Origin of the sequence: Saccharothrix coeruleofusca, assembly GCF_014648515.1 — a bacterium.
Lineage (GTDB): Bacteria > Actinomycetota > Actinomycetes > Mycobacteriales > Pseudonocardiaceae > Actinosynnema > Actinosynnema coeruleofuscum.
In genome coordinates, this window is sequence record NZ_BMRG01000004.1 from 253,546 (window position 1) to 277,005 (window position 23,460).

Genomic DNA, 23,460 nt, shown 5'->3' on the forward strand with positions numbered 1-23,460 from the left:
GAACGTTTTATGGCGTAAACTGATCTCGGGCACCGTACTTTACGCTGTAAGGAGTGGCAAGTGGTCCTCTACGCCGGACAGGGCGACGCGCAACGGTCCATGTCGCTGCTGTGGCGCGGACCCGACCCGGCGTCCGGTTCCGCGTCCGATCGCCGGCCGTCCCGGCCGGGCCCCAAGCAGGGGCTGAGCGTCGACGCGATCGTCGAGGCCGCCGTCGCGGTGGCCGACGAGCAGGGCATGGCCGCGCTGTCGATGCGCGCGGTGGGGCAGCGGCTGGGGCGCACCGCGATGGCCCTGTACACCTACGTGCCCAGCAAGGCCGAGCTGATCGACCTGATGTACGACAAGGTGCTGGGGGAGTTGCCCGCCGAGCACGACCTGTCGCGGGGCTGGCGCGCGGCGCTGACCGCGTGGGCGCGCGAGACCAGGGCGTTCTACCTGCGCCACCCGTGGGTGCTCCAGGTCTCGCAGGCCAGGCCGGTGCTGGGGCCCAACGAGTTCGCGACGCTGGAGGCGCTGGCGCGCGTGCTGCACGGGACCGGTCTGCCCGCGCCGGTGCTGCGCGGCGTGATCGGCGCGGTGGCGCAGTTCGTGCGCGGCGCGGCCCAGGTGGTCGCCGACGCCCGCCAGGCCGCGCGGGCCACCGGGGTCGGCGACGAGGAGTGGTGGTTCTCCCGCTCACCGCTGCTGGAGCGGCACGCCCCCGACCTGGCCCGGCGGTTCCCCCTGGTGGTGTGGATCAACCAGGACGACCCGCCTGCGGTGCCCGACGCCGACGACGCGCCCTACCTGGAGCGCGACGCCATGCACAACTTCACCGTCGGGTGGGAGGTCCTGCTCGACGGGATCGAGGCGAGCATCGCCAAGCACGGCGGCGATCAACGCTGACAGCTTCCTGACCGGCGCGGATTCTGACCACCACAGGTGTGGTACCACACCTGTGGTGGTCAGAATCCGCGCCGCTAGGTGATCAGACCGGGCATGACCGCCGCGGTGCGCTTGCGGCGCAGCCACACCTTGCGCGAGCCGTCGCCGAACAGCAGGGTCCTGGACAGCTCCCACCCGGAGAACTCCGCCTGGATGGACAGCTGCGTCGTCACCGCGCGACGGGACAGACCGGCCGGGAGCCGCAGCGGCCGGTACTCCCAGTCCCCGTCGACCACCCCTTCGTTCATGGCTGGATCACCTGCATCCCTTCTCCTGCCGCGGAGGCGACGAACACGCGTCCGCTGCCGGGGTCGACCGCCACCGAGTCCGGTTGGCGGACGGTGGCGAACCGGTGCCTCTCCACCGGCTCGCCTCCCGCGACGTCCAGGCCGACCACCTCGTTGCGCTCGGTGAGCGTGATCCAGGCGAGGTCGCGCCGGTCGTCGTAGGCCAGTCCGTACGGAGCGCCGGGCACCGGGTAGCGCTGGCGCATGATCAGCGGGTCGGTGGAGAACGCCATCAGCTCGCCGCCCCTGGTGTCGACCACCAGCACCCGGCCGAACCGGTCGGCCACCGCGTTGGTGGCCCCGTCGCCCGCGCGCAGGCCCGCGCCGGGCCGGTCCGCGGTCGGGTCCAGGTCGAACACGGCGCTGCGCGGGCGGTCGAGCACCACGGCCGCCCCGCCCACCGCCAGCACCCGGTCCGGGCTGGACACCCCGGCGATCGTCCGGTCGTCCACGCCGACCAGCTTGGCCTCGCGGCGGGCCACCAGGGTCCGTCCGCCGACCACCGCCACGTCCACCGGGCCGCCGTCGACGGCCCGCTCGGCCGTGCTGCCGTCCGGCCGCACGGTCACCACCACGCCGCTGCCGGGCACCGCGGCCGCCACGTCGGAGCCGATGACCTCCAGCGACTCGGCCCGGCCGGGCAGCGGCACCGCGACCGGCGCGGCGGCCGGGTCGGCCAGCGGGTACAGCGCCACCGACGGCGGGTCGGCCAGCGCCACGGCCACGTGCCGCGCGGTCACCGCGACGGCGTCCGCGCCGCCCAGCGGCAGCACCCGACCGGCGGGCGCGGCGGTCGGTTCGGGGGAGGCGGCGGGTTTCGCGGCCTCCAGGGTGGCCGCGACCTGCAGCGGGTCGCGGGGGTTCTCCTCGCGCCCGCACCCCGCCAGCAGCGCAACGGCGAGCACGACCGCCGCCAGACGACGCAACGTCAGACCTCCCAGCACCCGTTCGCGGACTGCTCACCAGCATCCATCACGCGCCCGCGATCGTCACGCAGGGGGCGGGTGTCGTCGTTGGTCCCCTGGGGTGATACCCGCTGCCCGCCCGTGCCCGGCGGTCGGGTCGGCGGTCAGGTCAGCCGGGTGACCCGGCCGGTGGTCAGCTCGTAGCTGGCGGCCACCACCCGCACGCCGTGCTCGGCGACCGCGGCGCGCAGGGTCGCCGAGCGCTCCAGCAGCAGCCGGACCGCGCGCTTGGCCTGGTTGTCCACGCACCGCGCCAGGAACACCGCGTCGTCGGGATCGGCCGGGGTGCCCAGCACGGCGGGCTCGATCGCGCGCACCAGGCTGCTGATGCCGCCGGTGACCTCGCCCCGGCCGCGCACGACGTCGACGGCCGCGGACACCGCGCCGCAGTTGGCGTGCCCGAGCACCACCACCAGCGGCACCTCCAGGTGCTCCACGGCGTACTCGACGCTGCCCAGCACGGCCTCGTCGACGACCTCGCCCGCCGCGCGGACGGTGAACAGGTCGCCCAGGCCGTGGTCGAAGACCAGCTCGGGCGGAACGCGGGAGTCGGCGCAGCCGAGCACCGCGGCGAACGGGTGCTGCCCGCCCGCCAGCGACTCGCGCCACCTCAGCGACTCGTGGGGGTGGCGCTGGTGGCCGCCGACGAACCGCGCGTTGCCCTCGGCGAGCTTGCGCCAGGAGCCCTCCGCGTCGCGTCGCCCCTGCCGGGCCGTCGCGGGCGCCGCGCCCGCGACCACGGTGGCGGCCGTTCCCGCCGTGATGCCGAACAACCGACGCCGCGTCACCGCGGAGCCATCGCCTGTGTCACCCACGGCGCGGAATTTAGTCCTGTTTCACTTCAACGAGTGAAATTACGTGGTCCGGTTCACAATTTCCGATAGACGTATCCGGCGAACCGGACAGTTTGTTTTCGGGCGACGGAATTCGCGAACCGGACAGCGGCGCGCGATCACCGGTCAGCCCACCGGGCACTCGGGGTAGCCGAACTCGATCGCGCTCACGTCGTCCAGCGCGGCGCGGATCGCGGGCGGCAGCGTCAGCTCCTCCGCGGCCAGCGAGCCCAGCAGCTGCCCGGTGTCGCGCGCGCCCACCACGGGCGCGACCACGCCCGGCCGGTCCCGGACCCACGCCAGCGCCACGGACAGCGGGGAGGTGCCCAGCCCGTCCGCGGCCGTGGTCACCGCCTGCACGATCCGCGCGGCCCGCTCGGTGCGGTGCTGCTCCACGTAACCGGCGAAGTGCGCCGAAGCGCCGCGGGAGTCCGCGGGGGTGCCGTTGCGGTACTTGCCGGTGAGCACGCCCCGGCCCAGCGGAGCCCACGGCAGCAGGCCGATCCCGTGGTGCGCGGCGGCGGGCACCACCTCGCGCTCGATGCCGCGTTCCAGCAGCGAGTACTCCGCCTGGTTGGACACCAGCGGGGTGTGCCCCGGCAGCGCGGCGGCCGTGGCCAGCTGCCAGCCCGCGTAGTTCGACACCCCGACGTAGCGCACCTTGCCGCTGGTGACCGCGGCGTCCAGGGCGGACAGGGTCTCCTCCAGCGGCACCGCCGGATCCCAGGCGTGCAGCTGCCACAGGTCGACGTGCTCCACGCCCAGCCTGCGCAGCGAACCCTCCAGCGCGTGCAGCAGCGCCCCGCGCGAGGCCCCGCCGCCGAACGGCCCGTCGTTGCGCCGCGCCACCGCCTTGGTGGCGATGACCAGGTCCTCGCGTGGCACCACCTCACCCAGCAGGCCGCCCAGGATGCGCTCGCTCTCGCCCTCGACGTAGACGTCGGCGGTGTCCACGAGCGTGCCGCCCGCCTCGGTGAAGGCCAGCAGCTGGGTGGCCGCCTCGTCCGCGTCGGTGTCCCGGCCCCACGTCATGGTGCCTAGGGCCATTCGGGAGACCCGCAGGCCGCTCCGGCCGAGGTATCGCTGTTCCACGCGGCGCAGCCTAAGGGTTGATCGACGTCCCGGCCTGGCAAATGGTGTTACCCGGCGGTAGGGTCCGGCTTCGTGCGACTGGGACTGAACCTCGGGTACTGGGGTGCCGGCAACGACGCGGCCAACCTCGAACTGGCCAAGGAAGCCGACCGGCTGGGCTTCTCGGTGGTGTGGGCGGCGGAGGCCTACGGCTCCGACGCGCCCACGGTGCTGGCCTGGGTGGCCGCGCAGACCGAGCGCGTCGACGTGGGCAGCGCGATCCTGCAGATCCCCGCCCGCACCCCGGCGATGGCGGCGATGACCGCGGCGACGCTGGACTCGCTGTCCGGCGGGCGCTTCCGGATGGGCCTGGGCGTGTCCGGGCCGCAGGTCTCCGAGGGCTGGCACGGCGTGCGGTTCGACAAGCCGCTGGCGCGCACCCGCGAGTACGTCGACATCGTGCGCATGGCGCTGCGCCGGGAGCGGCTGCGCTACGACGGCACGCACTACACCCTGCCGCTGCCCGACGGCCCCGGCAAGGCGCTCACCCTGACCGTGCACCCGGTGCGCGAGCACATCCCGCTCTACCTCGCCGCGGTGGGCCCGAAGAACGTCGAGCTGGCGGGCGAGATCGCCGACGGCTGGCTGGCCATCTTCTTCTCGCCCGAGGACTCCGCGGAGTCGCTGACCGCGCTGCGGGCAGGCCGGGAGAAGGCGGGCAAGACCCTCGACGGCTTCGACGTCGTGCCGACCGTGCCGCTGGCCGTCGGCGACGACTGGCGCGCGTGCGCCGACAGCGTGCGCCCCTACGCCGCGCTGTACGTGGGCGGCATGGGCAGCAGGCAGAAGAACTTCTACAACGCCCTCGCCGCGCGCATGGGCTTCGCCGCCGAAGCGGCCGAGGTGCAGGACAAGTACCTGGCCAGGGACTACCAGGGGGCCATGGCGGCGCTGCCGGTGGACTTCCTGGACCGCACCTCGCTGCTGGGCCCGAAGCAGCGCATAGCAGACCGCATGAAGGCCTACGCCGAGGCGGGGGTCACCACTCTCACGGTTTCACCCATGCTGCAAGATCTCGATCAGGGGATCGCCGCGCTGCGCACGGCGTCCGAAGCTCTGGATCTGGCAGGAGTAGGTAGTTGAGCTGGTTGCAGGCCCTTGTCCTCGGACTAGTCCAAGGCTTGACGGAATTCCTGCCCATTTCCTCGTCGGCGCACGTGCGGATCGTGTCCACGCTGTTCTTCGGCAACGACGCGGGCGCGTCGTTCACCGCGGTGATCCAGCTGGGCACCGAGGTCGCGGTGCTCATCTACTTCGCCAAGGACATCGGCAACTTCATCGCGGCCTGGTTCCGCGGCCTGTTCAGCAAGGCCGCGCGGCAGACCGAGGACTACCGGATGGCCTGGTACGTCATCATCGGCTCGATCCCGATCAGCGTCCTGGGCTTCCTGCTCAAGGACGTCATCCGGTCCTCGTTCCGCAACCTGTGGATCACCGCGACCGTGCTGGTGGTCTTCGGCCTGCTGCTGGGCCTGGCCGACCAGCTGGCCAAGCACGTGCGCACCAGGCTGGAGCTCAAGGACGCGGTGGGCATGGGCCTGGCGCAGGCGCTGGCGCTGATCCCCGGTGTGTCCCGCTCCGGCGGCACGCTGACCGCGGGCCTGTTCCTGGGCCTGGACCGCGCCTCCGCGGCGCGCTACTCCTTCCTGCTTGCGCTGCCCGCGGTGTTCGGCGCGGGCCTGTTCAGCATCCCCGACGTGCTCGACCGCTCCGAGCCCAACGCCGCGTCGGTGCCGCAGATGATCGTGGCCACGATCGTGGCCTTCGCGGTCGGCTACGCCACCATCGCCTGGCTGCTGCGGTACGTGTCCAAGCACAGCTACTCGGCCTTCGTCTGGTACCGGCTGCTGCTGGGCATCGTGCTCATGGGCCTGCTGTCGATGAACCTGATCAGCCCGTCGTAGTCCCTGGCTCCACGTGGAGGCCCTGCCGCACTGGTCGGCAGGGCCTCCACGCCGTTTACGAGCGTGTCGCCCTCCCGCGAGTCGAACCTCCGGACACCCCGAATTCGACATTCGCGCACCCCGCCCCCGCGCTTTCACGCATGTCGGGTAGTAGTTACCGGCCCTCCTGGCCTCGTCGGGTAGTACTTGCCGACGCGGGTGGGGGAGGGGCGAGGGGGGAGCGTCGCTTTTCACGGTGGGAGAACCGGCCGCATAGGGTGGGGGCCGTGGCTACCGTGATCTTGCTGCGACACGCGCGTTCGACCGCCAACGGCTCCGGTGTGCTGGCCGGGCGCCAACCGGGGGTGCGGCTGTCCGACAAGGGGGAGGAGCAGGCCAAGGCCCTGGTGGACCGCCTGGCGGACATTCCGGTCGATGCCGTGGTGACCTCGCCGTTGGAGCGCTGCGGGGCGACCCTGGAGCCGCTGCTGGCCGCGCGCGGGCTGACCCCGGTGGTCGAGCCGGAATTGGCCGAGGTGGAGTACGGCGAGTGGACCGGGCGTGAGCTCAAAGACCTGGTCGAGGAGCCGCTGTGGTCGGTGGTGCAGCAGCACCCCTCCGCCGCGGTGTTCCCCGGCGGGGAGGGGCTGGCCGCGGTGCAGGCGCGCGCGGTGGCCGCGGTGCGCAGGCACGACGCGCGGATCACCGAGGAGTTCGGGCCGCGCGCGGTGTGGGTGGCGTGCAGCCACGGCGACGTGATCAAGGCGGTGCTGGCCGACGCGCTGGGCGTGCACCTGGACGGCTTCCAGCGGATCGTGGTCGACCCGGCTTCGGTGTCGGTGGTCCAGTACACCCCCACCCGGCCGTTCGTGCTGCGGGTCAACGACAACGGCGGCGACCTGTCCGGGGTGGTGCCGCCGCCGGAGCGGCCCGCCTCCTCCGACGCGGTGGTGGGCGGCACCACCGGCGGGTGAGCCGCGCGGGTGAGCCGCAGCGGTAGTGGCCCCCGGACCTTGCAGGGTAGGCCGGGGGCCACCGGTGGGGCGGTGGTCCGACTGGTCGGCGGCCGACGACCAGGTGGGCTGATCGTATTGCGGTGAATGCCCTGGTAAATCCCCTGCCTGGAGGTGACGGCGGAGAGCTGTCTGCCGGCTTGCGCGGGTCAGGATGCGTCCCGCGGGGCAAGCGCCGGTCCAAAACCGCTGATCAAGCGGGGGAGTGCGACCAGGACGACGTCACCGGTAGCCCGAGTCGGGCGGTGCGCTGGGCCGTTCAGCTCCGTCCGGGAGCCGGGGTCGCGTTTACGGTTGACGACCGTCCGTGCGCTGTCGGTCACAACCCGAGGCGGGTGACGGTGTTCTCCTCAGCGCCCCAACCGACCCGGTCTGGGCGGTAGACGCGCACCGGTTCGGGCGGGGGCACGGGCGACCTCATCAAAATCAATATATTCGATGATTTCAGTGTGGAATAAAATCAATCACACAAAGTGGTCCCGTCGAACACACAGAACAAACCCAAAACGCAGGGACGCTGAGGCCCAGGTGGCGAAGGCGCTCGACAGCGCACCCAGGAGGACCGGTGACTCGTCAGGTGGCTGGGGTGTGGCGCAGGACGTGAACGCCTTCGGCGGTCTTGAGGTAGGCCCAGGCGGTGCCGGTGGAGGTGGTGGCGAGGCCGACGTGGGAGGCGGGGGTGGCGGCCAGGTCGTCGGGCAGGGGGATGGGGGTCCAGTCCTGGCCGGTCCAGCGGTGGAAGGCGGGGCGGGTCTCGAAGCTGCGGCGGGTGGTGCGCACGCCCCAGGTCCAGCCCGCGGTGACGCCGTGGAGGCTGAGCCGGTCGGGGCCGGTGGGGGTGGGGACGGGGTGCCAGCGGTGGCCGTCCCAGCGGTGGACGAGCAGGCCGTCGGTGTCGCGCTGGTGGCCCAGCCAGAGGTCGGTGGGGGTGGCGGCGGCGAGGTGGGCGATGTGGCCGTGTTCGAGGCGGGGGACGCGCAGGTCGGTCCAGCGGGTGCCGTCCCAGTGGATGAGGACGGGGTACTCGTAGCTGGTGGGGCCGGTGCCCGCGAGGCCGCCGCCGCCTGCCCAGACGTCGTGGGGGCCGGTGGCGGTGATGGTCTGGAGCCCTTCGCGGGGGGAGGCCAGGACGGTGGTGCGGGTCCAGCGGGTGCCGTCCCAGTGGAGGGTGTCGGGGCCGGTGCCGACGATGTGGACGTCGTGGGGGGTGATGGCGGTGACGGCTTTGGCCCAGGTGATGGGTGGCAGGTCGAGGAGGTGCCAGGTGGTGCCGTCGTAGTGGAGCAGGAGGGGTTTGCCCGCGCTGTTGCCGACGGCCCAGACGTCGTGGGGGCCGGTGGCGGAGATGCCCGCGAGGCTGGCGGCGGCGGGGAGGCGGGGGAGGGGTTCTTCCTGCCAGGTGTGGCCGGTCCAGCGCAGCACGAGGGGGGCCGAGGGGTGGCTGGTGAAGACCCCGGTGGTGCCCGCGAGCCAGGCGTGGTCGTCGCCCGCGGTGGCGAGGTCCGCCAGTGCGGTGCTGGGTGGCAGGCCGGGAACCGGCACGGGTTGGAACAAGTGCTTCCCCTCGATGGTCCCCCGACTCATCGACGGGTCTACCTCACCAGGCCCTGGCGTGGTGGGTATCCGCCGAATGGTTGGTCTCGGGTGTGGTTGGCAGGTGTTGTGTACCGGATCTTCGTGCGGCCGGGTGGGGTTTGGGGGGTTTGTCGCTAGGTTGTGGGGTGTCGCCGGGGGTGTGGCTGGGGGGGCAGTGGTGAGACGCACGCCTCGAACGGTGCTCGGCGGGGGTTATTCGGGGGCTTGTGCGGGTGGAGCTGACTATCCTTGGGCGCAGTATGAACACCTCGCTCTTCGCCGATCTGCATCAGCGCCTGCCCGAGCTCATGTCGCGGGACCAGCGGCGGCTTCGCCGCAGGTTGGAGGGGGCCCGCAAGGTCCGTGACGACAAGGCGCGGTTGGCGGTGGTCGCCGAGATCGAGGCGGAGCTGGAGCAGGCGGAGCTGCGGGTGGCGCTGCGCCGCGAGGCCGTGCCGAAGATCACCTATCCGGCGGAGCTGCCGGTCAGCGCGCGCAAGGACGACATCGCCGCGTTGATCCGCGAGCACCAGGTGGTGATCGTGGCGGGGGAGACGGGGTCGGGCAAGACGACGCAGCTGCCCAAGATCTGCCTGGAGCTGGGTCGGGGGGTGTTGGGGCAGATCGGGCACACGCAGCCGCGGCGGTTGGCGGCGCGGACGGTGGCCGAGCGGGTGGCGCAGGAGTTGGGCACGCCGTTGGGGTCGGCGGTGGGCTACAAGGTGCGCTTCACCGATCAGTCCGGTGATGACACGCTGGTCAAGTTGATGACCGACGGCATCCTGCTGGCCGAGATCCAGAGCGACCGGATGCTGTCGCGCTACGACACGATCATCATCGACGAGGCGCACGAGCGCAGCCTCAACGTAGACTTCCTGCTGGGCTACCTCAAGCAGTTGCTGCCGAGGCGGCCGGATCTGAAGGTGGTCATCACCTCGGCGACGATCGATCCGGAGCGGTTCTCCCGGCACTTCGGCGGTGCGCCGATCATCGAGGTCTCGGGGCGCACGTACCCGGTGGAGGTGCGCTACCGGCCGATCGTGGATCCCGATGATGTCGATGCCGATCCGGATCGGGATCAGACGCAGGCGATCTGCGACGCGGTGCGGGAGTTGCAGGCGGAGGGGCCCGGTGATGTGCTGGTGTTCCTCTCCGGTGAGCGGGAGATCCGGGACACCGCGGACGCGTTGGCGGCGTTGGAGCTGCGTGATACGGAGATCCTGCCGTTGTACGCGCGGTTGTCCTTCGGTGAGCAGCACCGGGTGTTCCAGCCGCACCGGGGGCGTCGGGTGGTGTTGGCGACGAACGTGGCCGAGACGTCGTTGACGGTGCCGGGGATCAAGTACGTGGTCGATCCGGGTACCGCGCGCATTTCGCGCTACAGCCACCGGTTGAAGGTGCAGCGGTTGCCGATCGAGCCGATTTCGCAGGCTTCGGCCAACCAGCGCAAGGGGCGTTGTGGGCGGGTGTCGGAGGGTATCTGCATCCGGCTCTACACCGAGGACGACTTCGACGCGCGTCCGGAGTTCACCGATCCGGAGATCCTGCGCACGAACCTGGCGTCGGTCATCCTGCAGATGACTTCCATCGGGTTGGGTGATATCGCGGCGTTCCCGTTCATCGACCCGCCGGAGTCGCGCAACATCGCCGATGGTGTGCAGTTGCTGCAGGAGTTGGGTGCGATCCTGCCCGCCGAGCAGAAGTTGACGCCGCTGGGGCGCAAGTTGGCGCAGCTGCCGGTGGACCCGCGGTTGGCGCGCATGGTGATCGAGGGTGATCGCAACGGCTGCGTGCGGGAGGTCATGGTGATCGCCGCGGCGTTGTCGATCCAGGACCCGCGTGAGCGGCCCAGTGACAAGCAGCAGGCCGCCGACGAGCAGCACAGCCGGTTCCGCGATCCGGACTCGGATTTCCTGGCTTATCTCAACTTGTGGAATTACCTGCGGGAGAGGCAGCGGGAGCTGTCGTCCAACCAGTTCCGCAAGCTGTGCCGGTCGGAGTTCCTGAACTACCTGCGGGTGCGGGAGTGGCAGGACGTGTACACGCAGTTGCGGCAGGTGGCCAAGACGTTGGGTGTGCACGTCAACGACGAGCCCGCCGATCCGCGCAGCATCCACATCAGTCTGCTGTCGGGGTTGTTGTCGCACATCGGTGTCAAGGACGTGCTCAAGCGTGACGCGGGCAAGCGGCAGGCCACCGAGTACTTGGGGGCCCGCAACGCGAAGTTCGCGATCTTCCCCGGTTCGGCGCTGTTCCGCAAGCCTCCGCAGTGGGTGATGGCGGCGGAGTTGGTGGAGACCTCGCGGTTGTGGGGTCGGATCGTGGCGCGCATCGAGCCGGAGTGGGCCGAGAAGCTGGGTGAGCACCTGGTCAAGCGCACTTACAGCGAGCCGCACTGGGAGGCTCGCCGGGGTGCGGTGGTGGCGCTGGAGAAGGTGACTTTGTACGGGGTGCCGATCGTGGCCTCCCGCAAGGTCAACTACGGGCGGATCGATCCGGAGCTGTCGCGGGAGCTGTTCATCCGGCACGCTCTGGTGCAGGGGGAGTGGACTACCCACCACAAGTTCTTCCACCGCAACCGGGAGCTGTTGGCGGAGGTCGCGGAGCTGGAGAACCGGGCGCGGCGGCGCGACATCGTCGTCGACGATGAGACTCTTTACGACTTCTACGACCAGCGGGTGCCCGCCGAGGTGGTTTCGGCCCGGCACTTCGACAGCTGGTGGAAGAAGACCCGGCACGCCCAGCCGGAGCTGCTCAGCTTCGACAAGGACATGCTGGTCAACGACCGGGCGCAGGTCAGTCCCGAGGCTTATCCCGACCGGATCGACCGCGGCGGGCTGACCCTGCCGTTGAGCTACCGGTTCGAGCCGGGCACGGATGCGGACGGGGTGACCGTGCGGTTGCCGCTGCCCGCGTTGACCGCGCTGCCCGACGACTCGCTGTCCTGGCAGGTGCCGGGTCTGCGCACGGAGCTGGTGGTGGCGCTGATCCGGTCGCTGCCCAAGCCGTTGCGCCGCAACTTCGTGCCCGTGCCGGACGTGGCGGCTGCCGCGCTGGCCCGCATCGGCGCCGACGAGGCCCTGCTGCCCGCCTTGGAGCGCGAGCTCAGGGCGTTGACCGGGGTGAGCGTGCCGCGCGAGGAGTGGCGGCTGGACCAGGTGCCCGAGCATCTCAGGCTCACCTTCCAGGTCGTGGACGACAACGACCGGGAGCTGGCCAGGGGCAAGGATCTGGGGGCGCTCAAGCAGCGGTTGCGCGCGGAGTTGCGCGACAGCTTGGCCGCCGCCGCTGCCAGCCTGGCCCGCACCGGTGTGACCAGCTGGGACATCGGTGATCTGCCGCGCACCGTGCAGCGCCGCCAGTCCGGCATCGTGGTCACCGCGTATCCGGCGCTGGTGGACAAGGGCGATTCGGTGGCGGTGGAGATCCTGGACACCCCCGGTCGGCAGCGCCAGGCCATGTGGGCGGGTACCCGGCGGTTGTTGTTGCTGACCGTGCCTTCTCCGGTCAAGCTGCTGCAGCGGGGTCTGAACAACGCCGAGAAGTTGGCGTTGACCCGCAATCCCCATGGCGGCGTCGCGCCCCTGCTGGCGGATTGCATCGCGGCCGCGGTGGACCAGCTGATGGCGCAGGCCGGGGGGCCTGCGTGGACGCAGGCGGGGTTCGCCAAGCTGGCCGAGCACGTGCGCAAGCACCTGGGTGAGACGGTGTTCGACGTGGTGGGCAAGGTCCGGCGGGTGCTGGAGGCGGCCCAGGACGTCGAGTTGCGCCTGGCCGGGGTGCGCGGCGCGGTGTTCGAGGAGTCGCTGGCCGATGTCCGGGCTCAGCTGCGCGGTCTGGTGCACAAGGGGTTCGTCACCGAGGCGGGGGCCGGGCGGCTGGGGGATGTGCACCGCTACCTGCAGGGCATGTCCCGGCGGTTGGAGAAGCTGACCGAGAACGTGGGGCGTGACCGGGAGTGGATGGACCGGGTGCACCAGGTCCACGCCGAGTACCGGGAGCTGCGCGCCCAGTTGCCCGCCGACGAGCCTCAGGAGGCGTTGGAGGAGGTGCGGTGGATGATCGAGGAGCTGCGGTTGAGCTACTTCGCCCAGACCATCGGCACCCGCTACAGCGTTTCCGACAAGCGCATCTACAAGGCCCTGGACGCCATCGAGCGCTAGGGCGGGCTCCGCGGCCGAGGGTGCGTCGTCTTCACGGCCGGTGCGTTGCGGTGGGGAAGAAGACCGCGCTGACCAGGTAGGGGGCCCGGCCCGGCGCGGGCCCGTTGCCCGCTCTGGCCGCGTACACCCGGCGCATCCCCTCGGCGACCTCGGCCAGTTCCTCGCGGCTGAGCCACAGCACGCCCTGGCGGTAGCCGACGCCGTCGGTGGCCGGGTCGGCCCCGTCACGGTCGAGGTAGGAGCCGAACTCGCCGATCATCGCGGCCATCGCGGCGGTGAACCCGCGGCGGTGGTCCTCCAGCGACATGGCCTCGGCCGCCTGCTGGTCCACCGCGTACCGCTCGCGGCGCAGCCGGTAGTGCCGCTCCACCGCGCCGTGCACGCGCTGCTCGTCGGCGACTTCCAGCACCCCGCCCTCGACCAGTAGGCCCACGTGGCGGTACACGGTGGTCTTGGGCACGTCGGGCAGGCGGGTGCACACCTGCGAGGTGGTGTGGGTGCCGCTGTCGGACATCACGTGCACGATGCGCAGCCGGATCGGGTGCAGGAGCAGGTCGAGGGCGTCCACGCCCCGGACGATCTCACATCTGGTACCTTTCCCAAAATTGGAAACGGATATGGGGGGCGACATGACGACCGCACCGGACAGGCTCGGTGACCAGGCGGTGGTACCGCTGCGCACGCTGGACCCGGACGCGCCGCTGGACGACCTGGCGCACCTGGACCGGGCCATCGGCGACGCGCGGGTGGTCGCGATCGGCGAGAGCGCGCACTACAACGCCGAGTCCTACCGGCTGCGCCACCGCCTGCTGCGCTACCTGGTCGAACGGCACGGGTTCACCGCCTACGCGATGGAGACCGGGGCCTGCGAGGCGTGGCTGGTCGACGACTGGGTCCGCGGCGGGGCGCAGCCGGTCGGCCGGGTCCTGGCCGAGGGCCTGACCTCGCTGATGGGGTCGTGGACGCAGATGCGCGAGCACCTGGAGTGGATGCGGCGGCACAACGCCGCCGCATCCACTCCGGTCGGCTTCTACGGCATCGACCTGGGGTGCGCCAACGCCTCCCTGCTGCCCGCCCTGGACGTCGTGCTCGACCACCTGGCCCGCGCCGAGCCCGAGTCGCCGGTCAGCCCCGCCCTGCGCGCGACCGCCGCGACGTTCCCGGCCACCTCCGCCTTCGCCATCCCACAGGCGCTGGCCGCCTACGGGCAGTTGCCGGTCGAACGCCGCGACGCGCTGACGGCGGGCCTGGCCGAACTCGCGGCACGCCTGCGGGCGGGCAGCCTGGACCACGTCCGGCGCACCGGCGCGGAAGACTACGAGCGCGCGCTGCGGGCGATGGCCAACACGGTCACCCTCGACGTGGTGCTGCGCGGGATGGCACGCGGCGACCTGCGCAGCGCCGCGCTGCACCGGGACACCACCATCGCCGAGACCGTCGAGTGGGTGCTGGGCCGGGAGCGGCGCGTGGTGCTGGCCGCCCACAACGGCCACATCCAGCGCCAACCCGTCACCATGCCCGGCGCGGCGGCACCGGTGACCACCATGGGGATGCGCCTGGCCGACCGGCTGGGGCGGGACTACCTGGTCATCGGCACCACCACCGCCACCGGCCGCACCCTGGGCCCCGGCTTCTTCGCGGGCGAGCTGTTCGAGCGTCTGCCACCGCCCGAGCCGGGCAGCCTCGACGCGCTCATGGCCGCAAGCCATGACGGGCCTTTCACCACCGATCTGCGCACCCTGTCCTCGCGCGACGCCGAGGCCGTGCGGGCCGCGTCACGGCAGCGCTACGGCACCTACTACGCCGAAGTCGACCCTCTGGACGCCTACGACCTCCTCGTCCACCTCCCTTACGTCACCGAGGCCACCCCCGACCCCGACGCCCTGACGGCCTCACCCGAGGAGGTGCGGGCGGCCGTCGCCGCGTGGCAGGCGCGCTAGCGGGTCAGCCACGCGGCCACGTGCACCCGGTTGCCCCGCAGGGGATTCGGGCGAGATCAAGCGCCATGCCCACCCCGCAGCTGAACGACGACCACCGTCACGTTGTCGTGGCCCCCGGACTCCAGGGCCACCTCCACCAGCGCCCGCGCCACCTCCAGCGGCGGTGCCCCCACCGGTAGCGCCGCCTTGAGGTCCTCTGGTTCGGGCAGGTAGTTCCACAGCCCGTCGCTGCACAGCACCAGCAGCGCCGGTGTCCCCGCCTGCAGCGTCACCACCTGTGGTGTGCCGAAGCCCGAGTCCCCGCCCAGCCACTTGGACAGCACGTGCGCCCGCCGGTCGGTCAGCGCTTCCCGCTCGGTCAGCACCCCCTGTGCCACCAGCTGCGCGGCCCAGGTGTCGTCGCTGGTCAGGCGCGCGGCACCGGTTTCGGCCACCAGGTAGGCGCGGCTGTCGCCCACCCAGCCCACGGTCACCGCCCCGTCGATCACCACCGCCGAGACGAAGGTGCACGACGGCGCCAGCTCCGGCGCCTCCGGCCGCGCCAGCGCGCTCACCGCGCGGTCGGCCGACATCGCCGCGTCCACCGTGGCCGCCTCCGCGTCACCTCCGCACTGCACCGCCGCCAGCAGCACGTCCAAGGCGGTGTCCGCGGCCAGCTGGGAGGCCTGCTCGGCGCGCTCGGAGGAAGCCACCCCGTCGCACACCACCGCCGCGACCCCGCGCCCGCGCACCCGCCCGAACGCCAGCGAGTCCTCGTTGCGGCGCCTGCGCCTGCCCAGGTCGCTGACCCCGGCCACGCCCGGCAGCGAGAACTCCACCCGGTCGCGCCCCTGCCCGCGCGCCCGGCCGCACCGCGCGCAGCACCGCCCGGCGTCGAACTCCTCCCCGCCGCACGCGCACCGCGTCGCGGGTCCGGCGCCCGGCCCGCCCACCGGGGTGCGCTGCACCCGCAGGTTGCGCCCGCACGCCTCGCAGAACCGGTCCTGCGCCGAGACCGGCGCCCCGCACTCCGGACAGCACTCCATGATCACACCAACGTCCTTGGCCGGACCGCGTTCGCGCGGTCGACGAGAGCGATGCGCTGCTCGGGGGTGTCGGCCAACCGGGCCAGCTGCCGGTAGCAGCGTTCCAGCCCCAGCCGCAGGCCGGTGTCGGTGACCGGGCAGCCCAGCAGGGTTCCCGGCACCGCCTCGCCCGCGCGCAGCGACTCCAGCGCCCGCCCCAGCACCTCCGCGGTCAGCTCCACCCGCCGCGCCACGTCCAGCTCCAGCCCCGCCAACCGGGTACCGGCCGCCAGCACGTCGGGCAGTTCCCCGCCCGCCTGCGCCCGCACCGCGCCCACCTGCGCGGTCACGTGGTGGCTGGAGGTGTCGGGCACCGAGTGCAGCACCGCCACCGCCTCCCGCCGGGCCCCGCGCGCCAGCAGCACCCGCGACCAGCCGAAGGCGGCGCTGACGTAGGAGTGGTCGGTGCACCACACCACCTCGTAGAACCGCGCCGCGGTGGCCGGGTCGCCCTCGGCCTCCGCGCACACCGCGATCGCCAACTTGGGGGCGGCTTCACCGGGCAGCACGTCGCAGATGATCTCGAACGCCTCCCTGGCCTGTCGCACCCGCCCGTCCGCCAGCGCCGCCACCCCCAGGTACCAGCCGGGACGCCAGTCGTCCTCGGCGAGGTCGTCCTCGACGTCCCGCGCGGCGGCCAGCGCGTCCAGCTCCGCCTCCGCCTCGGCCACCCGGCCCGCCTCCACCAGCGACCGCGCCAGCTGCAGCCGCACCTCCACCGTGGTCACCGGCGCCGACCGCAGCGCCCGCACCAGCTCCTGCGGGTCGCCGCCCGCCGTGGCCAGGAACCCCGCCGCCGGGTCGGCGGCGTCCACCTGCGGCACCGGCAGCGCCCGCCACGCGGCCCCGGCGTCGCGGGCCACGTCGAACGCGGCGGGCACCCGCCGTTCCGGGGTGAACTGCCGCGACAGCCCCGGTCGCGGCAGGCCGTCCTGCTGCGCCAGCACCTCCCGCAGCACCCCGGTCAGCTGCTCGGCCATCTCCTCGGCCGAGGCGAAGCGCTGGTCGGGGTCGCGGTGCGTGGCACGGGCCAGGAACCGGCGGAACGAGTCGTGCCGCGCCAGCAGCGGCTGCTCCTGCGGCCCCGGCAGCGACTCGCGGTGGGCGTGGCGGAAGTCGAAGTGGAAGCTCATCACCGCCAGCGCCCGGCCCACCGTGTACAGGTCGGAGGCCACCGACGGGCCGCGCTTGCCGATCTCCGGCGCCTGGTAGCCGATGGTGCCGTAGATGGGGGAGTGCCGGTCGTCAACGCGCCGCACCGCGCCCAGGTCGATCAGCTTGAGCTGCTCCTCGGTCTGGATCACGTTGTCGGGTTTGAAGTCGCAGTACAGCAGTCCCACGCTGTGCAGGTAGCCCAGGGCGGGCAGCGCCTCCAGCGCGTAGGCGATGGCCTGCGCCACCGGCAGCGACTCGGTGCCGGTGCCCCGCGCGCGCAGCTGCTTGATCATGTCCTTGACCGAGGTGCCGCCGACGTACTCCATCACGATGTAGTCGACCAGCTCGCCGCTGCGCCGGTCGGCGTGCCGCACGAAGTTGTGGATCTTGACGATGTTGGGGTGCTCCACCTCCGCCAGGAACCGGCGCTCGGCCATCGCCGCGGCCATCGCGTCGGCGTCCCCGGAGTCCAGCAGGCCCTTGAGCACCACCCACCGGTCGCTGACCGCGTGGTCGGCGGCCAGGTAGATCCAGCCCAGCCCGCCGTGCGCCAGGCACCCCAGCACCTCGTACTGCTCGTGCAGCACCTCGCCCGGCTCCAGCTTCGGGGTGAACGAGTAGCGGTGGCCGCAGTGCGCGCAGAACCCCTCGACCCGCCCCGGCCGCCCGTCGCGGCCGCGCCCGACCTGCTTGCCGCAGTTGCTGCAGAACCGCTTGGCCTCGGGCACCTCCGGGTCGGTCAGCACCGCGGTCTTGGGGTCGCGGTAGGGCACGCGCGGCACCTCCACCAGGCCCGCGCCCAGCCGGCCCCGTCCCGAGGAGCGCGTCGACGCGCGGGTGACGGCCCGCCGCGACCGGGTCGCCGCGGCGCTCGTCCCCGTCCACGGCGCGGTGCCCGGCCCGGTCGACGGGGAGCTGTCCGGCGCGGTGCGGGGGCCGGTGCCCGCAGCGGCATCAGCAGCGGTGGCCGGAGCGGTGTCCTCCAGCACCGGCGCCTCCAGGCCGCACCGGTGGCAGAACCCGTCGCTGCCCACCCGGCCGCCGCACGCGGGTCGCGGGCACGTCCTCATCGCCTCTCCATCCTGCCCGGCAGGCGCACCCCTGCCACGGGACTGCACGTCAATCCCGGTAGACCGGCTCGGGCGGGGCGGGCGGGGCGGGCGGGTCGCCCAGCCACCGGCGGTGGATCGCCGCCCAGGTGCCGTCGGCGCGCAACCGCTCCAGCACGCCGTTGACGAACCGCACGAAGTCCTCGTGGTGCCTGGGCACGGCCATGCCGTAGGGCTCGGTGGTGAACCGCGGCCCCACCACCTTGGTGTAGGGGTCCTGCGCGGCGAACCCGGCCAGGATCGTGTCGTCGGTGGAGATCGCGTCCACCTGGCCCTGTTGCAGCATCACCAGGCAGTCGGTCCAGTTGGGCACCCCGACCGCGATCGGCCGCGACGGGGCGGCGGCCACGTTGGTCAGCGAGCTGGAGCCCTTGGTCGCGCACACCCGCCGCCCGCCCAGGTCCTCGATGCCGTCCGCGTCGGAGGAGGTGGGCACCAGCACCTTCTGGCCCGCCAGGTAGTACACCGCGGAGAAGTCCACCCGCTGCCTGCGCTCGCAGTTGACCGTCATGGTGCGCACCACGATGTCGACCTCGCCGCGCTCCAGCGCCGGAATGCGCTCGTCGGAGGTCAGCACCTTGAACTGGACGGCGTCGCGATCGCCCAGCACCGCCGCGGCGACCTCGCGGACCATGTCCACGTCGAAGCCCTCCAGCTGCCCGGACAGCGGGTTGCGGAACCCCATCAGGTAGGTGTTCTGGTCCACCCCGGCGATCAGCTTGCCGCGCTGCTGGATGCGCTCCATGGTCGACCCGGCGGGCATCCGCCCCGGCGCGGGCTGCTGCCCGGTCGGCCGCAGGCTGGCCAGGGGATCCCCGCAGGAGTCGGGTGGCGCGGTGGCGCTGCCGGGCGCCGCGGGCAGCTCCACCACGTCGGCGGGCCGCGGTGGCTCCACCACGCCGCCGCCGATCTCCGGCGCCGAGCTGGGCACCGGGGCGCAGCCGCACAGCAGCGGCAACGATGCCAGCGCGACCGTCATCAGCGCCCTGACCAGCGGGGTCGCGCGCGGCCATGAGCGGGGCGGCAAGGGGCGGGGTGGCGGTCTCACCGGTACTCCTTCAACCGCTGCCACAGCCCCGCCGTCGAGGCCGCCGCCGCGCCCAGCGCCAGCAGCACCACCACCGGCACCGCCCCGGTCAGCGCTCCGCGCGCCCGCGCGATGGAGTCGGTCAGCCCCTGCCGCGCCCCGGCCAGCGCCTCGACCAGCCCGGCGTCCAGCGCGTCGAACGCCGTCGCCGCACCCGCCGGGTCCTGCCCCAGCGCCAGGGCCACCGCCTGGGCGACATCACCGCCGTCGTCGGCCGCGCGCACCCGCGCGTGCACCTCCTGCCAGCGCTGCTGGTGCCGCACCGCCGCGGCCACGGCGGGCGCGTCGGTCATGCCGCGCGCCTGCGCCAGCAACTCCCGCAACTGGGCGTCCGCCTCGCCGTAGCGCTGCTCGTACTGCGCCCCGCTGCCGCGCGCCACCAGCGTCAGCGTCTCGTCGCCGCGGGCGGACAGCGTCGCGATCCGCGCCCTGGCCAGCACGTCCACCAGCGCCGCGTCCCGCGCGCTGGAGTCCACCCGCGCGACCACCAGCAGGCTGGCGGCGAGCACCCACAGCAGCGACACCACCGCCATCGCCGTGGCGACCAGCAGACCCACGTTGAGCAGCCGGTTGGTCTTGCGGGTCAGGTACCGCTGCGCCAGCGCCAGCGCCGTCAGCAGCACCGCCCCCAGCGCCAGCTCCGACCACGGCAGCGCTCCGGCTCCGCGCAGGTCGCGCGCCACGTTGCCGGTCTCCGCCCGGTAGAGCTCCTGCGCGGCGGGCAGCAGCCGCGAGCGCATCAGGTGCGAGGCCTCCCGCAGGTAGGCCGCTCCTACCGGGTTGCCCTGCCGGTTGTGCGCGCGGGCGGTCTCCACCAGCCCCGTGTAGACCGGCAGCTGCCCCGACAGCGTCGACAGCACCGGCGACAGCTCGGGGGAGCGGGTGCTCTCGCTGGTCGCCGCCGACAGCGCCGCCGCGGCCTTGGCCACGTCCGCCTCGTAGCGCCCGCGCAGGCGCGGGGACTCCACCCCGCCGGACAGGAACGCGCTGGCCGCGGTCGCGTCGGCGTCGGCCATCGCCCGGTGGACCTCCTGCGCGGCGAAGGCCAGCGGCTCGCTGCGGTCCGCCAGCGCCGCCAGCGCGTCGGACCTGCGCTGCACCGACAGCGCGGTCAGTGCGCCCGCCAGCAGGCTCGCCGAGATCAGCAGCAGCGCGACCAGGCTCAACCGGCCGGGGGTGCTGCGGGCCAGCCCGGTCACCCGGCGCAGGACGCGCCTGTTGCGCTGGCCCTCGACCAGCACGACCGCCCCCTTCCCGAGGTGATCGGCGTCACCCGCCGCTGCGCCCAGCGTACTTTTCCGGTGAGCGGAATCGGACGTAATTCATCGCGACCCGTCGGAGTGCGGGCGCGATTGGCGCACCTGGGCGACCTGCCCCAGGATCGGTCCATGACTGCCATGCGCACGATCAGCCAGGACCGGTTCGGCGGTCCCGAGGTGCTGCACGAGGTGGAACGGCCCCGGCCCGAACCCGGCCCCACCGAGATCCTCGTCCGCGTGCACGCCGCCGGGGTCAACCCGGTCGACGCCAAGACCCGCGCGACCGGGTACCTGCTGGGCGAGCTGCCGTTCGTGCTCGGCTGGGACGTCTCCGGCGTGGTGGAGGCCGTCGGCTTCGGCGTCACCCTGTTCCGGCCCGGCGACGAGGTGTTCGGGATGCCCCTGTTCCCCCGCGAGGCGGGCGCCTACGCCGAGTACGTCGTCGCCCCCACCCGCCACTTCGCGCCCAAGCCCGCGGCGCTGGACCACCCGCACGCCGCCGCGCTGCCGCTGGTCGGCCTGACCGCGTGGCAGAGCCTGGTGGAGACCGCCCACCTGCAGGCGGGCCAGCGCGTGCTCGTGCACGCCGCCGCGGGCGGTGTCGGCCACGTGGCCGTGCAGCTGGCCAAGGCCAGGGGAGCGCACGTGATCGGCACGGCCAGCGCCGCCAAGCACGACTTCCTGCGCGAGCTGGGGGTGGACGAGCCGATCGACTACACCACCGCGGACTTCGCCGAGCAGGTCCGCGACGTCGATGTCGTGTTCGACACCGTCGGCGGGGACATCGGCGTCCGCTCGGTGCCCGTCGTGCGGCCCGGTGGCACCGTGGTCACCATCCTGGGCAACACCCTGCCCGCGCTGGCCGAGGCGGCCGCGGGCCGCGAGGTGCGCGCCGCGGCGGTGCTGTGCGAACCCGACCGGTTGGGCCTGACCGCGCTGGCCGACCTGGTCGAGGGCGGGGCGCTGCGCACCGAGCTGGACGCGGTGCTGCCGCTGGCGCAGGCCGGGAAGGCCCACGAGCTGATCGAGTCCGGCCGCACCCGCGGCAAGATCGTGCTCACCCCCTGAGCGCGGCCCGTACCTCCAGCAGCGCCTCGCCCAGCAGGTTCGCGCTCTCCGACGGTGAGGACCGGGGCTCCACGACCAGCCTGGACGCGCTGCTGGAGCGGATCGCCCCCCACTGCGAGAAGTCCGCCGCCGTCATCGAGATGCCGGGTTGCTGCTACCGGCGGATTCGTGGGCCTCGTTGAGCCGTGCGAGCCACTCGCGCAGCAGGCCGGCTTCGAAGACGCTGAAGCCCGCGTCGACCACGGGGTCGGCATTGCCGGCGGGGGTGATGATCGCGAGCAGTGACTGTGCGCGGTCGGCGATGTGGGAGCGGTCGTCGGCGCGCGGTTCCGCCTGCTCCATCAGGGCGTCGAGCACGATGTCGCGCAATGGTCGGATCAGCTGGGCGTGCCGCGCCTGTTCCGGCTGGGCCAGCAGGAGGAGGACCGCGCCTGTCGTGGACGCCTCGATGGCCACCACGGCCGTCTCGACAGGTACCCGGAGCAGGCCCTGCACTTTGGCGCGTTCGAGCATGCCGCGCAGGATGGCCCGGTTCTCCGTTGCCGCCGCGGGGCGGCGGCCCGGCCGCAAGTTCCCGTACATCAGCGTGTAGATGGCGGGATTGGCCAACCCGAACTCGACGTGTACCTCCCAGCCCCGGCGCAGGTCGTCGACCGGGTCGTCGCTGGGCTCGAACGCGCGCTTCTCGGCGAGGTAGCTCTCAAAGCCGAAGCTGGCCACGGCGTCGAGCAGCCCGTCCTTGTCCGCGAAGAGCCGGTACAGCGTCGGCGTCTGAACTCCGGCCGCTGCCGCGACGGCTCGAGTGGACAACGCGGATGGCCCGGCATCGGCGAGCAGTTTCACCGCCGAGCTCAGGATGCGCTCGCGTTGCTCGTCGGACCCGCCGCGTCGATCGTCGGGTTTCATGTGCCGACGATAACAGAAGCCTGTTGACGTTGACAGTGACATCGTCACGGTTCTAGCGTTATCAACGTCAACAGATGGGGGACGGAAGTGGCTGACGGCAAACGGCTGGAGCAGGTCCGGCTCGGTGGTCGGGGTCTGGTGGTGGGGGCGCAGGGCCTCGGCTGCATGGGGATGAGCGAGTTCTACGGCGACACCGACGAGTCGGCCGCTCGCGCGACATTGGATGCGGCTCTGGAGCGGGGCGTGACGATGTTCGATACGGCCGACATGTACGGCCGCGGCGAGAATGAACGCTTCCTCGCCCCGTTCGTGCGGGCTCACCGCGAGCAGGTCGTCATCGCCACGAAGTTCGGCAGTGTCCGCGACGACGACGGTTCGATGTCCGTGAACAACGATCCACGTTATATCCGACAGGCCATCGACGGCAGCCTGTCCCGGCTCGGCCTCGACGTGATCGACCTCTACTACATGCACCGCTACGACCCGAAGGTGCCATTGGCCGATTCGATCGGAACGATGGCCGATTTGGTGACGCAGGGCATGCGCTACCTGGGGTTGAGCGAAGTCACGGGCGATGAGCTACGCGAAGCCAACGCCATCCACCCGATCGCTGCCGTGCAGTCGGAGTGGTCGCTGTTCACTCGTGACATCGAGCGCACCCTGGTGCCGGCCGCCGCTGAACTCGGCGTCGGCGTTGTGCCTTACTCGCCGCTCGGGCGGGGCTTCCTGACCGGCGCGATGCCTGCCCAGTTGCAAGGCAACGACATCCGCTCGGTGTTCCCCCGTTTCACCGGCGAGAACGCCCAGCGCAACGCCGAGCTGCTCACACCTGTCGCCGAAATCGCCGAAGCTCGCGGTGCGTCGATGGCGCAGGTCGCCCTGGCCTGGCTGCATCGACAAGCCGTCGTGCGGAACCTGACCGTGGTGCCGATCCCCGGCACCCGCAAACCGGCCCGACTGGCGGAGAACCTGGCCGCGCTCGAGATCACCCTCACCGACGACGAACTCGCACGTCTGGACCCGATCGCCGAGCAGGTGGCCGGCGAACGCTACCCGGACATGACCGAGACCGCCGGCTCACGCGAGTCCTGAGCC

20 protein-coding genes are annotated in these 23,460 nt (G+C 72.4%); 8 read left to right on the forward strand and 12 right to left on the reverse strand.

Annotated features, from left to right (window positions below; genetic code table 11):
• Positions 1–60: 60 nt before the first annotated feature.
• Positions 61–888, forward strand: a complete 828-nt coding sequence (locus IEZ00_RS13280; protein ID WP_189223528.1) for a TetR/AcrR family transcriptional regulator C-terminal domain-containing protein — start codon at positions 61–63, stop codon at positions 886–888.
• A gap of 74 nt (positions 889–962) precedes the next feature.
• Here the strand turns inward: IEZ00_RS13280 and IEZ00_RS13285 are convergent, their stop codons facing one another.
• The 4 genes from IEZ00_RS13285 to IEZ00_RS13300 all read right to left on the reverse strand — a co-directional run bounded on the left by IEZ00_RS13285 (position 963) and on the right by IEZ00_RS13300 (position 4,104).
• Positions 963–1,175, reverse strand: a complete 213-nt coding sequence (locus IEZ00_RS13285) for a DUF5703 family protein (RefSeq protein ID WP_189223529.1) — start codon at positions 1,173–1,175, stop codon at positions 963–965.
• Complete coding sequence (locus IEZ00_RS13290; protein ID WP_189223530.1) at positions 1,172–2,140, reverse strand: YncE family protein; 969 nt, start codon at positions 2,138–2,140, stop codon at positions 1,172–1,174. The genes IEZ00_RS13285 and IEZ00_RS13290 overlap by 4 nt, the downstream gene beginning before the upstream one ends.
• A 143-nt stretch (positions 2,141–2,283) precedes the next feature.
• Positions 2,284–2,994 carry a carbonic anhydrase gene (locus IEZ00_RS13295; RefSeq protein WP_189223531.1) on the reverse strand — a complete coding sequence of 237 codons (711 nt, stop codon included), beginning with the start codon at positions 2,992–2,994 and terminating at the stop codon, positions 2,284–2,286.
• Positions 2,995–3,138: 144 nt separating this feature from the next.
• Complete coding sequence (locus IEZ00_RS13300; RefSeq protein WP_189223532.1) at positions 3,139–4,104, reverse strand: aldo/keto reductase; 966 nt, start codon at positions 4,102–4,104, stop codon at positions 3,139–3,141.
• A 72-nt stretch (positions 4,105–4,176) separates the two neighbouring features.
• On the opposite strand from IEZ00_RS13300, the gene IEZ00_RS13305 reads away from it, so the two are divergent.
• The 3 genes from IEZ00_RS13305 (at position 4,177) to IEZ00_RS13315 (ending at position 7,000) form a co-directional block, all read left to right on the forward strand.
• Positions 4,177–5,226, forward strand: coding sequence for an LLM class F420-dependent oxidoreductase (locus IEZ00_RS13305; RefSeq protein WP_189223533.1), 1,050 nt, complete (start codon positions 4,177–4,179; stop codon positions 5,224–5,226).
• A complete protein-coding gene (locus IEZ00_RS13310; protein WP_189223534.1) occupies positions 5,223–6,047 on the forward strand; it encodes an undecaprenyl-diphosphate phosphatase in 825 nt (274 codons plus the stop codon). Before IEZ00_RS13305 ends, IEZ00_RS13310 begins: the two co-directional genes overlap by 4 nt.
• A gap of 266 nt (positions 6,048–6,313) precedes the next feature.
• Positions 6,314–7,000: a histidine phosphatase family protein gene (locus IEZ00_RS13315; RefSeq protein ID WP_189223535.1), complete on the forward strand. Its 687-nt coding sequence runs from the start codon at positions 6,314–6,316 to the stop codon at positions 6,998–7,000.
• 612 nt (positions 7,001–7,612) lie between these two features.
• Here the strand turns inward: IEZ00_RS13315 and IEZ00_RS13320 are convergent.
• Positions 7,613–8,623: a hypothetical protein gene (locus tag IEZ00_RS13320; RefSeq protein ID WP_189223536.1), complete on the reverse strand. Its 1,011-nt coding sequence runs from the start codon at positions 8,621–8,623 to the stop codon at positions 7,613–7,615.
• 251 nt (positions 8,624–8,874) lie between these two features.
• Here IEZ00_RS13320 and hrpA point away from each other — a divergent pair, with 251 nt between their 5' ends.
• Positions 8,875–12,777 (forward strand): ATP-dependent RNA helicase HrpA, encoded by a 3,903-nt coding sequence (hrpA, locus tag IEZ00_RS13325; protein WP_189223537.1) that lies wholly within the window; start codon positions 8,875–8,877, stop codon positions 12,775–12,777.
• Positions 12,778–12,808: 31 nt separating this feature from the next.
• Here the strand turns inward: hrpA and IEZ00_RS13330 are convergent, their stop codons facing one another.
• Positions 12,809–13,345 carry a helix-turn-helix domain-containing protein gene (locus tag IEZ00_RS13330; protein WP_189223538.1) on the reverse strand — a complete coding sequence of 179 codons (537 nt, stop codon included), beginning with the start codon at positions 13,343–13,345 and terminating at the stop codon, positions 12,809–12,811.
• 61 nt (positions 13,346–13,406) lie between these two features.
• Between IEZ00_RS13330 and IEZ00_RS13335 the strand changes: the two genes are divergently transcribed.
• On the forward strand, positions 13,407–14,717 hold the full coding sequence (locus IEZ00_RS13335) for an erythromycin esterase family protein (protein ID WP_189223539.1): 1,311 nt from the start codon (positions 13,407–13,409) through the stop codon (positions 14,715–14,717).
• A 56-nt stretch (positions 14,718–14,773) separates the two neighbouring features.
• Here the strand turns inward: IEZ00_RS13335 and IEZ00_RS13340 are convergent, their stop codons facing one another.
• The 4 genes from IEZ00_RS13340 to IEZ00_RS13355 all read right to left on the reverse strand — a co-directional run bounded on the left by IEZ00_RS13340 (position 14,774) and on the right by IEZ00_RS13355 (position 20,373).
• Entirely contained in the window at positions 14,774–15,742 is a 969-nt protein-coding gene (locus IEZ00_RS13340; RefSeq protein ID WP_189223540.1) for a PP2C family protein-serine/threonine phosphatase, read from the reverse strand.
• Between the two features lie 2 nt (positions 15,743–15,744).
• Complete coding sequence (locus IEZ00_RS13345; RefSeq protein WP_189223541.1) at positions 15,745–18,006, reverse strand: serine/threonine-protein kinase; 2,262 nt, start codon at positions 18,004–18,006, stop codon at positions 15,745–15,747.
• 49 nt (positions 18,007–18,055) lie between these two features.
• Positions 18,056–19,024 (reverse strand): glutamate ABC transporter substrate-binding protein, encoded by a 969-nt coding sequence (locus IEZ00_RS13350; RefSeq protein WP_189223892.1) that lies wholly within the window; start codon positions 19,022–19,024, stop codon positions 18,056–18,058.
• Positions 19,025–19,089: 65 nt separating this feature from the next.
• Positions 19,090–20,373, reverse strand: a complete 1,284-nt coding sequence (locus IEZ00_RS13355; RefSeq protein WP_229795580.1) for a GlnX family signal transduction membrane protein — start codon at positions 20,371–20,373, stop codon at positions 19,090–19,092.
• Positions 20,374–20,529: 156 nt separating this feature from the next.
• Here IEZ00_RS13355 and IEZ00_RS13360 point away from each other — a divergent pair, with 156 nt between their 5' ends.
• A complete protein-coding gene (locus IEZ00_RS13360) occupies positions 20,530–21,459 on the forward strand; it encodes an NADP-dependent oxidoreductase (protein WP_189223894.1) in 930 nt (309 codons plus the stop codon).
• Here IEZ00_RS13360 and IEZ00_RS13365 read toward each other — a convergent pair.
• Together IEZ00_RS13365 and IEZ00_RS13370 are read right to left on the reverse strand one after the other, a co-directional pair.
• On the reverse strand, positions 21,449–21,595 hold the full coding sequence (locus tag IEZ00_RS13365; protein ID WP_189223542.1) for a hypothetical protein: 147 nt from the start codon (positions 21,593–21,595) through the stop codon (positions 21,449–21,451). The two genes, IEZ00_RS13360 and IEZ00_RS13365, sit on opposite strands and share 11 nt — an antisense overlap.
• On the reverse strand, positions 21,592–22,365 hold the full coding sequence (locus IEZ00_RS13370) for a TetR/AcrR family transcriptional regulator (protein ID WP_229795581.1): 774 nt from the start codon (positions 22,363–22,365) through the stop codon (positions 21,592–21,594). The genes IEZ00_RS13365 and IEZ00_RS13370 overlap by 4 nt, the downstream gene beginning before the upstream one ends.
• Before the next feature lie 87 nt (positions 22,366–22,452).
• Here IEZ00_RS13370 and IEZ00_RS13375 point away from each other — a divergent pair, with 87 nt between their 5' ends.
• Positions 22,453–23,457, forward strand: coding sequence for an aldo/keto reductase (locus tag IEZ00_RS13375; protein ID WP_229795583.1), 1,005 nt, complete (start codon positions 22,453–22,455; stop codon positions 23,455–23,457).
• Positions 23,458–23,460 lie beyond the last annotated feature (3 nt).

Coding starts and splice junctions, on each gene's coding strand:
- IEZ00_RS13345 (WP_189223541.1), bottom strand. CDS start 18,006: ATGAGGACGTGCCCGCGACCCGCGTGCGGCGGCCGGGTGGGCAGCGAC.
- IEZ00_RS13340 (WP_189223540.1), bottom strand. CDS start 15,742: ATGGAGTGCTGTCCGGAGTGCGGGGCGCCGGTCTCGGCGCAGGACCGG.
- IEZ00_RS13335 (WP_189223539.1), top strand. CDS start 13,407: ATGACGACCGCACCGGACAGGCTCGGTGACCAGGCGGTGGTACCGCTG.
- IEZ00_RS13320 (WP_189223536.1), bottom strand. CDS start 8,623: ATGAGTCGGGGGACCATCGAGGGGAAGCACTTGTTCCAACCCGTGCCG.
- IEZ00_RS13370 (WP_229795581.1), bottom strand. CDS start 22,365: ATGAAACCCGACGATCGACGCGGCGGGTCCGACGAGCAACGCGAGCGC.
- IEZ00_RS13365 (WP_189223542.1), bottom strand. CDS start 21,595: ATGACGGCGGCGGACTTCTCGCAGTGGGGGGCGATCCGCTCCAGCAGC.
- hrpA (WP_189223537.1), top strand. CDS start 8,875: ATGAACACCTCGCTCTTCGCCGATCTGCATCAGCGCCTGCCCGAGCTC.
- IEZ00_RS13350 (WP_189223892.1), bottom strand. CDS start 19,024: ATGACGGTCGCGCTGGCATCGTTGCCGCTGCTGTGCGGCTGCGCCCCG.
- IEZ00_RS13360 (WP_189223894.1), top strand. CDS start 20,530: ATGCGCACGATCAGCCAGGACCGGTTCGGCGGTCCCGAGGTGCTGCAC.
- IEZ00_RS13285 (WP_189223529.1), bottom strand. CDS start 1,175: ATGAACGAAGGGGTGGTCGACGGGGACTGGGAGTACCGGCCGCTGCGG.